Raw genomic sequence first — 14,151 nt, forward strand, 5'->3', positions numbered from 1 at the left:
TTGCGCGGGCGTGCAGAAGCGATGCGACGGCATCGCCTGGCCAGGGGTGGGAGAGACGACATGGAGACCGCACGAAGCGCCGAGCGACAGCGGACCGCGGCCGAGCGCCGTCGCCGCGAGTTGCTGGAAGCGGCGGACCGGGTGGTACTCAGGGACGGACCGCGGGCCTCGATGAACGCCATCGCGGCCGAGGCCGGGATCACCAAACCCATCCTCTACCGCCATTTCGGGGACAAGGGCGGCCTCTACCGCGCCCTCGCCAAGCGCCACACCGACGCGCTGCTCAGCGCCCTGCGGGCCGCTCTGGACGCGCCCGCCGACCGGCGCGAGCGGGTGGAGTCCACGCTCGACACCTATCTCGCCGCGATCGAGGCCCGCCCCCAGGTCTACCGCTTCCTGATGCATCCCGCCGACGGAGCGGCCGCCGACACCGCCCCCTCCCCCGAGCAGGGCTTCGACGTCGGCCGGCACTCCGCCCCGCTGCTGCGCCGCCTCGGCGAGGAGCTGGGCCAGGTGATCGTCGAGCGCGTGGACCTGGGCCCGGACAGCGAGCAGATGGCCCGCATCTGGGGGCACGGGATCGTCGGCATGATGCACGCGGCGGGCGACTGGTGGCTCGCCGACCGGCCCTGCTCCCGTGAACGGCTGGTGAGCAGCCTCGCCGATCTGCTGTGGGGCAGGCTCGAGGATGCGGGCGACCTCCAGGGCGGACCGGGGTTCTGAACGCTCCGGATGCCGGTCCGGGGTTCCGGGAGCCGGGCCGCGGCAGGCTCAGCCCTTGCGCGCCCAGGGTGCGCGCCGCGCCGCGCGCAGTGCCCGGGTACGCCGCAGCCCGGTCAGCCGGTCGGTGTAGACCGTGCCCTCCAGGTGGTCGCACTCGTGCTGGAGGCACCGGGCGAACCACCCCGTCCCGGCGATCCGGACCGGCTCGCCGGTCAACGTCAGTCCCTCGACGACGGCGTGGTCGAAGCGTTCCGTGCCCGCTTCCAGGCCGGGAAGTGACAGACAGCCCTCCGGTCCGCGTACGGTGAGTCCGTCCGCCTCGACCAGTTCGGGATTGACCACGTGTCCCAGATGGCGGACATCGTCGTCGTCCGGGCAGTCGTAGACGAACACCTTGAGCGGGACGCCGATCTGGTTGGCGGCGAGCCCGACACCCTGTGCGGCGTACATCGTGGCGAACATGTCCTCGACCAGCCTCGCGAGCGACGGGCCGAAATCCGTGACGTCCTCGCAGGCGCGGTGGAGCAACGGGTCACCGAGCAGACTCATCTCACGGACGAGTCCGGAACTGCCGGGGATCGGGCGGTTTCGCATGGCGGCAAGCGTACGTTCCGCCGGGGCCGGGGAGTTCCCGTGGTGCCGCGGTGCGGTCGCCACGCCGGACATCGATAGGCTGGGCGCGGACCGATGCAAGGAGGATCTAGGACGATGGCAGGCAACACGGAGCCGTTGTCGCCGCGGGCCAAACTGGCCGTGACGGCGGGCAAGGCCGCGGCGGCGGTGTCACGCGCCGCGGGGCGGGGCAGCGGATCGGTGATCGGCGGCCGGGTGGCGCTCAAGCTCGACCCCGACCTGCTGGGGCGGCTGGCGCAGCACCTGGACGTGATCCTCGTGTCGGCGACGAACGGCAAGACGACCACCACACGGCTGATCGCCGAGGCACTGCGGGCCGCCGGGCCCGTCGTGTCGAACGCGCTCGGCGCGAACATGCCCGCGGGCATCACCTCGGCGCTGGCCGGCGGCTCGGACGCGAAGTTCGGCGTGATCGAGGTCGACGAGAAGTATCTGGCGGGGGTGGCCCGGGACACCACACCCAAGGCCATCGCGCTGCTCAACCTCTCCCGCGACCAGCTGGACCGCGCGGCCGAGACCCGGATGATGGCCGAGCACTGGCGCGAGGGCCTCTCCGGCTCGAAGGCCGTGATCATCGCCAACGCCGACGACCCGCTGGTCGTCTGGGCGGCCTCCTCCTCGGCCAATGTGGTGTGGGTGGCGGCCGGTCAGGCGTGGAAGGACGACGCCTGGTCCTGCCCGTCCTGCGGCGGTGTGATGCAGCGTCCGGGCGACGACTGGTTCTGCGGGCAGTGCGGCTTCCGCCGCCCCGCCCCGAGCTGGGCGCTCAACGGCGACTACGTCCTGGACCCGCACGGTTCGGCCTGGCCCATCCACCTCCAGCTGCCGGGCCGCGCGAACAAGGCGAACGCCACCAGCTCCGCTGCCGTCGCCGCCGTCTTCGGCGTGCCGCCGCAGGTCGCGCTGGAGCGGATGTACCAGGTGCAGGCGGTGGCCGGACGCTACGACGTCGTCACCTTCCAGAACCGTGAGCTGCGCCTGCTGCTGGCGAAGAACCCGGCCGGCTGGCTGGAGACGTTCTCGCTGATCGACCCGCCGCCGACGCCGGTGATCCTCTCGGTGAACGCCCGCGGCGCGGACGGCACGGACACCTCCTGGCTGTGGGACGTGGACTACACCCAGCTGGCGGGCCACCCGATCTTCGTGCTCGGCGACCGGAAGCTGGACCTCGCGGTCCGCCTCGAAGTGGCCGGTCTCGAATTCCGGGTCTGCGAGACGCTCGACGAGGCCGTGCAGTACGCCCCGCCCGGCCGCATCGAGGTCATCGCCAACTACACCGCCTTCCAGGATCTGCGCCGTCGTGTCGGCAACTGACCCCGCCCCCGGCCACCTCCGGAGAGGACGAAGCATGAGCAACAACGGTCTGCGTCTGGTCTGGGTCTACCCCGACCTGCTCAGCACCTACGGCGACCAGGGCAATGCCCTGGTCGTGGAGCGGCGGGCCCGGCAGCGCGGTCTGGACGTGCAGCGCGTCGACGTGCGCAGCGACCAGCCGGTGCCGACGTCCGGCGACATCTATCTGATCGGCGGCGGTGAGGACCGGCCGCAGCGCCTGGCGGCCGAGCGGCTGCGTCGCGACGGCGGGCTGAGCCGGGCCGCGTCCAACGGCGCGATCATCTTCTCGGTCTGCGCGGGCTACCAGATCCTCGGGCACGAGTTCGTCAACGACCTCGGCGAGCGCGAGGGCGGTCTCGGTCTGCTCGACGTGGTCTCCACCCGGGGCGAGGGTGCGCGGTGCGTCGGTGACGTACTGGGGGACATCGACCCGCAGCTCGCGCTGCCGCAACTGACCGGGTTCGAGAACCACCAGGGCGTCACCCATCTCGGCCCGACGGCACGGCCGTTCGCGCGGGTGCAGTTCGGCCGGGGCAACGGCACCGGGGACGGCACGGAGGGCGCGTACAACGACACGGTCTTCGGGACGTACATGCACGGTCCGGTGCTGGCCCGCAATCCGCAGATCGCCGACCTGCTGCTCAAGCTGGCCCTCGACGTGAACGCGCTGCCGCCGACCGACGACCGCTGGTACGACGCGCTGCGTTCCGAGCGGATCGCCTCGGCGACACAGCCCGCCTGAGGCACTTTCCGCTCGCTTGAGCAGTGTCCGCCTGAGCCGTTTTCCGCTCGCCTGAGCGGAGTCCAGCAGGCGGACGGCCGGTTCGGTCCCGCCACCCTGCGCCGGTAGGGTGGCGGGGATCCAACCGGACGACGTGGTCCGGTCGTCGACCCACGTTGCAAAGGTTCCCGGGCCATGCGCATTGGCGTACTCACCTCCGGCGGCGACTGCCCCGGCCTCAACGCCGTCATCCGTTCCATCGTGCACCGCGCGGTGGTGGACCACGGCGACGAGGTCATCGGCTTCCACGACGGCTGGAAGGGCCTGCTGGAGTGCGACTACCGCAAGCTCGACCTTGACGCGGTGGGCGGCATCCTGGCCCGCGGCGGCACGATCCTCGGTTCCTCCCGCGTCCAGCCCGCGCATCTGCGCGACGGTGTGGAGCGCGCCCGCGGCCATGTCGCGGACCTCGGCCTCGACGCCATCATCCCGATCGGCGGCGAGGGCACCCTCAAGGCCGCGAACCTCCTGTCCGAGGCCGGTCTCCCGATCGTCGGCGTTCCCAAGACCATCGACAACGACATCGCCTCCACCGACGTCACCTTCGGCTTCGACACCGCCGTCGGCGTCGCCACCGAGGCGCTGGACCGGCTGAAGACGACCGCCGAATCGCACCAGCGGGTGCTGATCGTCGAGGTCATGGGCCGGCACACCGGCTGGATCGCCCTGCACTCCGGCATGGCCGCCGGCGCCCACGCCATCGTGGTGCCCGAGCGCCCCTTCGACATCGACGAGCTGACCGAGCTGGTCGGCAAGCGTTTCTCGGCCGGCAAGAAGTTCGCCATCGTGGTGGTCGCCGAGGGCGCCAAGCCGCGTGAGGGCTCCATGCAGTTCGAGCAGGGCGTCAAGGACATCTACGGCCACGAGCGGTTCGCCGGGGTGGCCACACAGCTCTCCGGGGAGCTGGAGCAGCGGCTCGGCAAGGAGGCCCGCCCGGTCATCCTCGGCCACGTCCAGCGCGGCGGCACCCCGACCGCGTACGACCGGGTCCTGGCGACCCGGTTCGGCTGGCACGCGGTGGAGGCGGCGCACCGGAGCGAGTTCGGGATGCTGACCGCGCTGCGCGGCACCGACATCGTGATGGTCCCGCTGGGGAAAGCGGTCGAGACGCTGAAGACGGTCCCGGCCGAGCGGTACGCCGAAGCGGAGTGCGTGCTCTAGAACACCTCGTCAGGACACGTCGTCCAGAACTGCCCCCGGCCGCGACCGCGGCCGGGGGCAGTTCTACGCTGTACCGGACAACCGGCACGAAACGGGGACGTGTCCCCATCGGGAGTGAACAGATGGATCACAGCGGGCACGGCATGAACATGGATCTGCCGCCGTTCACGCTGGAGCGGGGGCTGGAGCTCTCCGTCGACCCGTTCTTCCTGACCGGCTGCGTCCTGGCGCTCGCCCTGTACGGGTACGGCGTGGTGCGGCTGCGTCGGCGCGGGGACGGCTGGCCGGTGAACCGGATCGTGTTCTTCACCATGGGCGTGCTGAGCATCGCCCTGGTGATGTGCACCAAGCTCAACGACTACGGCATGGTCATGTTCAGCGTGCACATGGTGCAGCACATGGTGATCAGCATGCTGTCGCCGATCCTGCTGCTGCTGGGCGCCCCGGTGACGCTGGCGCTGCGCGCGCTGCCGCCAGCCGGCCGGGGGCGGACCGGGCCGCGCGAACTGCTGCTGAAGCTGCTGCACAGCCGGTACATGAAGATCATCACGCATCCGGTGTTCACGATCCCGCTGTTCATCGCGAGCCTGTACGCGCTGTACTTCACGCCGATCTTCGACTTCCTGATGGGCTCCAAGCCGGGTCACATCGGGATGATGGTGCACTTCCTCGCGGTCGGCCTGGTCTTCTTCTGGCCGATCATGGGCGTGGACCCGGGTCCGCACCGGCCCGGCTATCTGATGCGGATGCTGGAGCTGTTCGCCGGGATGCCGTTCCACGCGTTCTTCGGGATCGCGCTGATGATGGCGTCGACGCCGATGGTGGAGACGTACCGGAACCCGCCCGCCTCGCTGGGTATCGATGCCCTGAGCGACCAGAACTGGGCGGGCGGCATCGCGTGGGCGTTCAGCGAGATCCCCTCCGTGCTGGTGTTGATCGCGCTGGTCTTCCAGTGGTACCGCTCCGAGCAGCGCACCGCCCGGCGATCGGACCGGGCGGCGGACCGCGACGGTGACAAGGAGCTGGCGGCGTACAACGCCTATCTCGCGTCTTTGCAGGCGCGCGGGCAGTAGCGCGGAGGGCGCGTCCGGGGTGACCATGGGGACAACGGCCGCGCGGCCGACGAGGAGCGTGCGCGCATGTCCGGATCGACGAAGACCATGGGATACATGACCGTCGGGGCGCTGGTCACGGTGACCGCGTACACAGTGGCGCTGGGAAGCAGCGGCTGGCTCTGGTTCGGCTGGGTGGTGCTGGGTCTCTGCACCCTCGGCATGCTGGCCACGCAGGACACCTGACCGTCGCGGCGGGTGAACACGAGGACACCTGACCGTCGTGGGGCGGGTGTGACCACGCCTGACGGGCCCGGAGACGGGTACGAGCCGGGAGACCGGTTCGCTACGGTCGCATGGTGGTGCCGGGGCCCCACGTGTGCGGGGCCCCGACACCACCGTGACCTGGTAGTACGCAGTCCTGAGTCGGTCCGGCAGAGCGAGGTGCGCCCGCAAGGTGTTCTATTACGTCCTGAAGTATGTCGTGCTGGGGCCTGTGCTGCGGCTGCTGTTCCGGCCCCGTATCGAAGGCCTGGAGAACATTCCGGAGAACGGCGCGGCGATCGTCGCGGGCAATCACCTCTCCTTCTCCGACCACTTCCTGATGCCGGCCATCATCAAGCGCCGGATCACCTTCCTGGCGAAAGCCGAGTACTTCACGGGCCCGGGGCTCAAGGGCCGGCTCACGGCGGCCTTCTTCCGCAGCGCCGGCCAGATCCCGGTGGACCGGTCCGGCAAGGACGCCGGGCAGGCGGCCATCTGCGAGGGGCTCGGGGTGCTGAGCAAGGGCGAACTGCTGGGGATCTACCCGGAGGGCACCCGCTCGCACGACGGCAGGCTCTACAAAGGGAAGGTCGGGGTCGCGGTGATGGCGATCACCGCACAGGTGCCGGTGATCCCCTGTGCCATGGTCGGCACCTTCGAGATCCAGCCGCCCGGCCAGGTCGTGCCGAAGATCAAGCGGGTCGCGATCCGCTTCGGTGAACCGCTGGACTTCTCCCGCTACGCGGGCATGGAGAACCAGAAGGCCGCGATCCGGGCCGTGACGGACGAGATCATGTACGCGATCCTCGGACTCTCCGGCCAGGAGTACGTCGACGAGTACGCGGCCAAGGTGAAGGCGGCCGAGCAGGAGGCCACGCCACCGAGGAAGTTCCCGAAGCTGCGACGCTGACGGCGAATACGCCACCGGCAGAGCGGCCCCGTCCGGGCGGGCCCGCTCCCCTAGCGTCGGCCCCATGAGCAAGGGACACGCATGGGTGCTGGGAGCGACGGGCCAGATCGGGCGGGCCGCGGTGCGGGCGCTGGCCGCGGACGACTGGGAGGTCACCGCGGCCTCGCGCGGCGGCTGCCGGGACGAGGGCTGGGATGCCGGAGTCCGGGCGGTGGCGCTCGACCGGGACGAGGAGGGGGCGCTCGGCAGGGCGCTGGGCGACGGCTGTGACGTACTGGTCGACGTGGTGGCGTTCGGCGGCGCGCACGCCCGGCAGCTGACGGGACTGGCCGGCCGGATCGGCTCGGCCGTCGTGATCTCCAGCGGGGCGGTGTACGAGGACGACCGGGGCCACAGCTTCGACACCCAGGCGGCGCCCGACGGCTTCCCCCGCTACCCGGTGCCACTGCCGGAGACCCAGCGCACGGTGGCGCCGGGGGACGCCACGTACGGGACGCGGAAGGTCCTGCTGGAGCGGGAGCTGCTGGCGGCGGGCGAGGCGCTGCCGGTGACGCTGCTGCGCGCGGGCGCGGTCCACGGCCCGTACTGCCGGACACCGCGCGAGCTGTACGTGGTGAAGCGGCTGCTCGACGGGCGCTGGCGCAGGGTCCTCGCGTACGGCGGGAAGAGCCGCTTCCACCCGGTGCATGTGGCCAACGCGGCGGAGCTGATCCGGCTGGCCGCCCTGAAGCCGGGATCGCGTGTGCTGAACGCGGCCGATCCCGAGGCTCCTCAGGTCGCGGAGATCGCGTCGGCGATCGACGCGGTGCTCGGGCGGGAGACGGAGACGGTGCTGGTCGACGGCGCTTCCCCGGAGGGGCAGGTCGGGGTGACCCCGTGGAGCGGCGCCCACCCCGTGGTCTACGACATGACGGCCGCCGAGGAGCAGCTCGGGTACCGCCCGGTGACCGGATACGTCGAGTCGCTGCCGGAAACGGTCGCGTGGCTCGCCGGGGAGCTGGCGGCGCGCGACTGGCGGGAGGCGTTCCCGAAGATGCTGGCCAACTACGGCGAGTGGCTCTTCGACTATGCGGCGGAGGACGCCTGGCTGGAGGCGTACGACCGGGGCCGCCGTTGAGCGACGACGGGCCGGCCCGCGTCGTGGTCCTCCTTGAGCCCGTCCAGCAGCTCATGCATCGCGTCGTCCAGGATTCCGCGCAACAGGCGGGCGTCGGCGGCCACGGCGGTCACCAGGACGGCCGGGCCGGCCAACGGGCTGAGTGCGGCGGTGGGTCCGAGGAGGCGCGCGGGGAGCGGGGCGTCCCCGAGGGCCGGGTCGGCGAGGAGCAGTTGGCCGACGGCCCGGTGGCCGCCGAGGACGGCGGGGCCGTCCCAGCCGCCGGGCGCGCCGGGCGCGCCGGGTCCGTAGGCCAGTTGCTGGTCCAGAAGGGGGCGGCCCGCGCGGTGGACGGTGAGCCGGGTGGTGAGCGCGCCGGTGGGCTCTCCGTGCCGGCCGAGGATCTGCTCCTCGCGCAGCAGCAGCCGCCCGGTGGCGGCGAGTCGGACCCGGGTGGTCAGGCGCAGGTCGCTGCCGTGGGCGGAGACGTGCTGTTCGGGAAGCCAGTGCAGTACGGCCCCCTCCCCCACGCTCAGGTCAACGGTGTACGTGGACGGCCCGCCGTCCGCCCGTGCTGCGGGCAGGGCTACGGTGGCCGCCGCCGAGTCCACGGTGAGGCACGCCCTGTCCACGATGTCGGCCTCGATCGCCAGCCGGTCGCCGTTCAGCGGGGCGCTCATCGCGCCGACGACGGTGACCTGGGCGTGCGTGGCCAGCGGGGAGCGGGTGCGGCGCAGGGCGAGCGGCCCGTCGCTCTCCAGGACGGGCAGGGCCGTCCCGCCCCGCCCGTCGGGCTCGGCGCGGAGCCGGGCCGCCGCTCGGACGTTCATGCTGTCCAGGCGGCGAGCCGCACCCGCACCCAGTCGGCGACCGGGCCGACGCCCTCGGCGGAGGTCAAGGAGGTGAAGGCGACGGGGAGTTCGCCGCGCTGCTTCTTGGCGTCCAGGGCCATCCGCTCCAGGTCGGAGCCGACGTAGGAGGCGAGGTCGGTCTTGTTGACGACGAGGAGGTCGGCGGTGGTGACGCCGGGGCCGCCCTTGCGGGGGATGTCGTCGCCGCCGGCCACGTCGATGATGAAGATCTGGGCGTCGACCAGTCCCTTGGAGAAGGTGGCGGTGAGGTTGTCGCCGCCGGACTCCACGAGGATCAGGTCGAGCGGGCCGGTCGTCTCCTCCAGCTCCTCGACGGCTTCGAGGTTGGCGGAGATGTCGTCGCGGATCGCGGTGTGCGGGCAGGCGCCGGTCTCGACGGCCTGGATCCGTTCGGGCGGCAGGACCGCCTGCCGGAGCAGGAAGTCGGCGTCCTCCTGGGTGTAGATGTCGTTGGTGACAACGGCGATGGAGAGCCGGTCGCGCAGTTCGCGGCAGAGGGCGGCGACGGTGGCCGTCTTGCCGGAGCCGACGGGGCCGCCGAGGCCGATGCGCAAGGCGCGCCGGGTGCCGTCGGGGCGGGTGGCGTCGGCGCTGACGGCGGCGGGGCCGTCGTGGGAGTGGCCGAGGTGCATGGGGGCTCCTGTCGGAAGCGTGCGGGCCGGAAGGTGGGGTCCGGGGCCGCGAGCGTGGGTGCGGGGCGGGAGGCTGGGTGCGGGGCGGAAGGCTGAGTGCGGCCGACAGGCGGGCGCGGGTTACGAGGCGAAGAGGCGGACCGGCCAGGCGGCGTGTGCCTCGGCGGTGATGTCGAGGAGCGGGGCCGAGGATGCGGGCAGGGCGTCGATGCCCTGCCGGGCGGCCTCGGCGGCCTGTTCGGCGACCCGGTCCAGCTCGGGGGCGAGCCGGGCGAGTACGGCGGTGGCGTGGAAGGGGTCGAGGGAGAGGAGGCGGACGACGGCGGTGGCGGGGCCGCTGACGGTCTCGTACGCGACACAGTGCGCGGCGTCCACGGGGTCCAGGCCCGCCGCCCGTGCGGTGAGCCCGAGGACGACGGGCTGGTGGGCGCCGCGCGGCCGGGCCAGGGCGAGCGCGTCCAGTTCGGGGCTCGGCCAGGTGGCGCGGGCGGCCCGCATCATCTGCCGGCCCAGCTTGCGCGCGGTGGTCCGCAGGGCGGGCGAGGGTGTGCGGGCGTCGGCTGCCTCGTCGAGGGCGAGTGGGTCGAGGCTGTGGGCGGCCGCCGCGGCGAGGGCGGCTGCGGTGAGGCCCGCGGTGTGCAGACGGCCCCGGCAGAAGTCGGCGAGGGAGGCGGCGTCGCGGATCCGGCCCTCGGCGACGGCCGGTTCGGCGCCACCGGAGTGGGCGTGCCCCCCGGCGGGGAACCGGCCGTCGGCGAGGACCAGGAGTGCAGCGCGTGACATGGGTTCGGTCCGCCGGATCAGAAGAGGAAGTAACGCTGGGCCATGGGCAGTTCCACCGCGGGTGCGGGCTCGACCGGGTCGCCGTCGATGGTGACGGCGAAGCTGTCGGGGTCGACGTGCACCCGCGGCAGGGCGTCGTTCTCCCGCATGTCCGCCTTGGTGACCCCCCGGGTGCTGGTGATCGGCACGAACCGCTTGTCCAGGGCGAGCCGTTCGGGCAGCCCGTCCTCGATCGCCGCGGCGGAGACGAAGTTGAACGAGCTGTGGGCGGCCGCCCGCCCCAGGGCGCCGAACATCAGTCGGGGCAGGACCGGCTGGGGCGTCGGGATGGAGGCGTTGGCGTCACCCATCTGCGCGTACGCGATCTGACCGCCCTTGATGACGGTCTGCGGCTTGACGCCGAAGAACGCCGGGTCCCAGAGGACGAGGTCGGCGAGCTTGCCGGTCTCCACGGAGCCGATCTCCCGGTCCAGGCCCTGTGCCACCGCCGGGTTGATGGTGTATTTGGCGACGTAGCGACGGACCCGGTGGTTGTCGGCCCGGCCGTCCCCGGGCAGGGCGCCGCGCCGCTTCTTCATCACATGGGCGGTCTGCCAGGTCCGCAGGATCACCTCGCCGATGCGGCCCATGGCCTGGGAGTCCGAGGAGATGATCGAGATGGCGCCGAGGTCGTGCAGGATGTCCTCGGCCGCGATGGTGGAGGGCCGGATACGGGACTCCGCGAACGCCAGGTCCTCGGAGACCGCGGGGTTCAGATGGTGGCAGACCATCAGCATGTCGAGGTGTTCCTCGATGGTGTTGACGGTGTGCGGCCGGGTGGGGTTGGTCGAGCTGGGCAGGACGTACGGTTCGGAGACCACGCTGATGATGTCGGGTGCGTGACCGCCGCCCGCTCCCTCGGTGTGGTACGCGTGGATCGTCCGGCCGGCGATGGCGGCGAGGGTGTCGGCGACGAACCCGGCCTCGTTGAGGGTGTCCGTGTGGATGGCGAGCTGCGCGCCTGTCCGCTCGCAGACGGTGAGGCAGGCGTCGATGGCGGCGGGCGTGGCACCCCAGTCCTCGTGGATCTTGAATCCCAGCGCACCGCCGCGCAGTTGGGAGTCCATGGCCTCCTGCGACATCGTGTTGCCCTTGCCGAGCAGCCCGATGTTGACCGGGAAGGTCTCCAGCGCCTCGAACATCCGGGCGAGGTGCCAGGGTCCGGGCGTGATCGTGGTGGCCTTGGTGCCTTCCGCGGGTCCGGTGCCGCCGCCAACGAGGGTGGTGATGCCGCTGGAGAGCGCCTGGTCGACGAGGGTGGGCGAGATGAAGTGGACGTGGGCGTCGACCGCTCCGGCGGTGAGCAGCCTCCCGTTGCCCGCGATGATCTCTGTCTCGGGGCCGATCACCAGGTCGGGGTGGACGCCGTCCATGGTGTCCGGGTTCCCGGCCTTGCCGATGCCGGCGATCCGGCCGTCCCGGATGCCGATGTCGGCCTTGACGATGCCCCAGTGGTCGATGACGACGGCCCCGGTGACGACGGTGTCCGGCGCGCCTTCGGCCCGGGTGGTGCGGGCCTGGCCCATGGACTCCCGGATCACCTTGCCGCCGCCGAACACCGCCTCGTCGCCCGCGCGTCCGGGGCCTCCCGAGCGGTCCTCCTCGACCTCGACGAGCAGACCCGTGTCGGCGAGCCGGATCCGGTCGCCGGTGGTGGGGCCGAACAGATCGGCGTAGACGGCTCGCTCAAGGTCAGGCATCGAGGGCACCTCCGGTTTCGCCGCGCAGGCCGGGGACGACGCGGCGGCCGGTGAGGGGGACGAGTTCGACGTCGGCGGGGATGCCGGGTTCGAAACGGACCGCCGTGCCGGCGGCGATGTTCAGCCGCAGGCCGCGGGCGCCGACGCGGTCGAAGCGCAGTCCGGGGTTGGCCTCGGCGAAGTGGTAGTGGGAGCCGACCTGGACGGGCCGGTCGGCGGCGTTGAGGACGGTGAGGCGGGTGACCGCCCGCCCCTCGTTGAGGGGGATGTCCCCGTCCCCGTACAGGATCTCTCCGGGAATCATCGGTGTCGCCCCCGTCAGACGATCGGGTCGTGGACGGTGACGAGCTTCGTGCCGTCGGGGAAGGTGGCCTCGACCTGGACGTCATGGAGCATCTCGGGGATGCCGTCCATGACCTCGTCCCGGGTGAGCAGCTTGCGGCCGGACGCCATGAGTTCGGTGACGGTGCGGCCGTCCCGGGCCCCTTCGAGCAGGTGGGCCGTGATCAGGGCGACGGCCTCGGGGTGATTGAGCCGCAGCCCGCGTGCCCGGCGCTTCTCGGCCACGTCGGCGGCCACATGGATGAGCAGACGTTCCTGCTCGTGCGGGGTCAGTTGCACGCTTCCACCTCATCGTCTTCCGTCCGGCTCAGGGTCCGGACGCAGCGGGACCCTACCCCCGTTCAACAATTCGTTGAACGCGAAAAGGGCCCTCGCGACCAGGCATTGCACGTTAGGGCGGAAGCTTTTCCGTTGCGTTAACTGACCTTTGGCGGGTTCATGGACATCAGCCCGCGCAACCCGTTCTCCGGCACTTCGGGGTGTACGTCCCCGAAGAGCGCCTCCTGCACGATGAAGCCCTGCGCTGTCGCGATCATCGTGCGCGCCACGTGGTCGCCGGACACATCGCTCGCCAGGATCCCGGCGGAGCGGTAGGTGTCGACGAGCTTCGTCCAGACGACGCGCATGGTCGCGTAACCGTCGTCGACCAGCGCGGCGAGCCGTTCGTCGCGCAGCGTCTCCGACCAGAGCTGGACGACGAGCGCGGCGAAGGCCCGCCGCTCCAGTCCGTGCACCTCCCCCGCGAGCACCCCGCCGAGCACACGGCCGAGCAGCGCGTCCGGGGTGGGCGGCGGCGTCATGCGGGCCGCCTCCTCGAAGGCCCCGCGAATGACGGCGAAGGTCTCCTCGGTGATGGCCGCGATGATGTCCTCCTTGCCCGGGAAGTAGCGGTAGACCGCTCCGGCGGACAGCCCCACCTCCTTGAGGACGTCCTGCATGGACGTGCCGTGGAATCCGTTGCGGGCGAAGCAGCGTGCCGCCCCGTCGAGGATCTGACGGCGACGAGCGTCGAGGTGTTCCTGGGATACGCGAGCCATGACCTCAATCTAGAACGAACATTCCTTCTGGACAATCGAGCACGGCGTGCCGACAGTGGAACCAGGTCATAAAACGAACGATCCTTCTCTATGAATCCGTCGCCACAACCATCACTCCACGAATCGAGGCCTCCTCATGTCCACCGCATCCAACCGCCGCGCGGTGGCGGTGATCCTGCTGGTCCCCCTGATGGTGACGCTCGCCCTCTGGGCCTTCGCCTGGCCCGCCGCCCGGATCGCGCCGCGCGACCTCCCGGTCGGGGTGGCGGGCGCGGCACCGGCCGCCCAGCAACTGGAGCAGCGCTTCGAGCAGCGCGACGGCGCCTTCGAGGTGCACCGCTTCGACGACGAGGCCGCCGCCCGCGCCGCGATCGAGGACCGGGCCGTATACGGAGCCGTCGTCGTCACCCCGCAGGGGCCGCACCTGCTCACCGCATCGGCGGCGAGCCCGGTCGTCTCCCAGCTGCTGCGCGAGGCCGTGACGGCGGCCGGGGCGAAGGGGCGCCGACATGCACTGCCCGGCGCGCGGGTAGTCATTCAGCAGCCCGCGCTGGAGGAGCCGATGCGGGGCCAGCCGTCCGACCTGGAGATCCACGCGCGCGAACTGGTGCGCACCCGCGAGATGTTCGCAGCCATGCTGGTCCGGCATACCGGCCAGACCGCGGAGCGCATCACCACCGACATCGAGCGCGACACCATCCTCGACGCGAAGGCCGCCGCCGCCTACGGGCTGGTCGACCACGTCGTGGGGAGCCGCTGACTCTCCCGGCCGCCCGTACGACGCGAGGTGA

General features: G+C 71.6%; 17 protein-coding genes. 9 read left to right on the forward strand and 8 right to left on the reverse strand.

Translation table 11 applies throughout. The features are described 5' to 3' along the window. Positions 1 to 60: 60 nt before the first annotated feature. Entirely contained in the window at positions 61 to 723 is a 663-nt protein-coding gene (locus tag B9S58_RS30200; protein ID WP_103535123.1) for a TetR family transcriptional regulator, read from the forward strand. Between the two features lie 48 nt (positions 724 to 771). Here B9S58_RS30200 and def read toward each other — a convergent pair whose 3' ends face one another. Further along, positions 772 to 1,317 (reverse strand): peptide deformylase, encoded by a 546-nt coding sequence (def, locus tag B9S58_RS30205; RefSeq protein WP_103535124.1) that lies wholly within the window; start codon positions 1,315 to 1,317, stop codon positions 772 to 774. 114 nt (positions 1,318 to 1,431) lie between these two features. On the opposite strand from def, the gene B9S58_RS30210 reads away from it, so the two are divergent. The 7 genes from B9S58_RS30210 (at position 1,432) to B9S58_RS30235 (ending at position 7,976) form a co-directional block, all read left to right on the forward strand. Continuing rightward, positions 1,432 to 2,670, forward strand: a complete 1,239-nt coding sequence (locus B9S58_RS30210) for a MurT ligase domain-containing protein (protein ID WP_103535125.1) — start codon at positions 1,432 to 1,434, stop codon at positions 2,668 to 2,670. Positions 2,671 to 2,704: 34 nt separating this feature from the next. After that, entirely contained in the window at positions 2,705 to 3,433 is a 729-nt protein-coding gene (locus tag B9S58_RS30215; RefSeq protein ID WP_103535126.1) for a type 1 glutamine amidotransferase, read from the forward strand. A 174-nt stretch (positions 3,434 to 3,607) separates the two neighbouring features. Continuing rightward, entirely contained in the window at positions 3,608 to 4,633 is a 1,026-nt protein-coding gene (locus tag B9S58_RS30220; RefSeq protein WP_103535127.1) for a 6-phosphofructokinase, read from the forward strand. A gap of 122 nt (positions 4,634 to 4,755) precedes the next feature. After that, complete coding sequence (locus tag B9S58_RS30225; RefSeq protein ID WP_103535128.1) at positions 4,756 to 5,706, forward strand: cytochrome c oxidase assembly protein; 951 nt, start codon at positions 4,756 to 4,758, stop codon at positions 5,704 to 5,706. Positions 5,707 to 5,772: 66 nt separating this feature from the next. After that, positions 5,773 to 5,931, forward strand: a complete 159-nt coding sequence (locus B9S58_RS38275) for a hypothetical protein (RefSeq protein WP_181009511.1) — start codon at positions 5,773 to 5,775, stop codon at positions 5,929 to 5,931. Positions 5,932 to 6,142: 211 nt separating this feature from the next. Continuing rightward, complete coding sequence (locus B9S58_RS30230; RefSeq protein WP_103535129.1) at positions 6,143 to 6,859, forward strand: 1-acyl-sn-glycerol-3-phosphate acyltransferase; 717 nt, start codon at positions 6,143 to 6,145, stop codon at positions 6,857 to 6,859. A 64-nt stretch (positions 6,860 to 6,923) separates the two neighbouring features. Beyond that, complete coding sequence (locus B9S58_RS30235) at positions 6,924 to 7,976, forward strand: NAD(P)-dependent oxidoreductase (protein WP_258045136.1); 1,053 nt, start codon at positions 6,924 to 6,926, stop codon at positions 7,974 to 7,976. Here the strand turns inward: B9S58_RS30235 and B9S58_RS30240 are convergent. The 7 genes from B9S58_RS30240 to B9S58_RS30270 form a co-directional block, all read right to left on the reverse strand. After that, positions 7,925 to 8,785: an urease accessory protein UreD gene (locus tag B9S58_RS30240; RefSeq protein ID WP_258045137.1), complete on the reverse strand. Its 861-nt coding sequence runs from the start codon at positions 8,783 to 8,785 to the stop codon at positions 7,925 to 7,927. The genes B9S58_RS30235 and B9S58_RS30240 overlap by 52 nt on opposite strands. Beyond that, a complete protein-coding gene (gene ureG / locus B9S58_RS30245) occupies positions 8,782 to 9,459 on the reverse strand; it encodes an urease accessory protein UreG (protein ID WP_103535131.1) in 678 nt (225 codons plus the stop codon). Before ureG ends, B9S58_RS30240 begins: the two co-directional genes overlap by 4 nt. Positions 9,460 to 9,579: 120 nt before the next feature. Continuing rightward, positions 9,580 to 10,242, reverse strand: coding sequence for an urease accessory protein UreF (locus tag B9S58_RS30250; protein WP_103535132.1), 663 nt, complete (start codon positions 10,240 to 10,242; stop codon positions 9,580 to 9,582). A gap of 17 nt (positions 10,243 to 10,259) precedes the next feature. Next, complete coding sequence (locus tag B9S58_RS30255; RefSeq protein ID WP_103535133.1) at positions 10,260 to 11,981, reverse strand: urease subunit alpha; 1,722 nt, start codon at positions 11,979 to 11,981, stop codon at positions 10,260 to 10,262. Continuing rightward, positions 11,974 to 12,285, reverse strand: a complete 312-nt coding sequence (locus B9S58_RS30260) for an urease subunit beta (RefSeq protein ID WP_103535134.1) — start codon at positions 12,283 to 12,285, stop codon at positions 11,974 to 11,976. The genes B9S58_RS30255 and B9S58_RS30260 overlap by 8 nt, the downstream gene beginning before the upstream one ends. A 14-nt stretch (positions 12,286 to 12,299) precedes the next feature. Continuing rightward, complete coding sequence (locus tag B9S58_RS30265) at positions 12,300 to 12,602, reverse strand: urease subunit gamma (protein WP_096626738.1); 303 nt, start codon at positions 12,600 to 12,602, stop codon at positions 12,300 to 12,302. 137 nt (positions 12,603 to 12,739) lie between these two features. Further along, positions 12,740 to 13,360 (reverse strand): TetR/AcrR family transcriptional regulator, encoded by a 621-nt coding sequence (locus B9S58_RS30270; RefSeq protein ID WP_103535135.1) that lies wholly within the window; start codon positions 13,358 to 13,360, stop codon positions 12,740 to 12,742. A 136-nt stretch (positions 13,361 to 13,496) separates the two neighbouring features. On the opposite strand from B9S58_RS30270, the gene B9S58_RS39620 reads away from it, so the two are divergent. Continuing rightward, the gene (locus B9S58_RS39620; RefSeq protein ID WP_103535136.1) at positions 13,497 to 14,120 is read left to right on the forward strand and encodes a ClpP family protease; all 624 of its coding nucleotides are present in this window, start codon (positions 13,497 to 13,499) and stop codon (positions 14,118 to 14,120) included. Positions 14,121 to 14,151: the final 31 nt, after the last annotated feature.

Source organism: Streptomyces sp. SM11, assembly GCF_002910905.1.
Classification (GTDB): domain Bacteria; phylum Actinomycetota; class Actinomycetes; order Streptomycetales; family Streptomycetaceae; genus Streptomyces.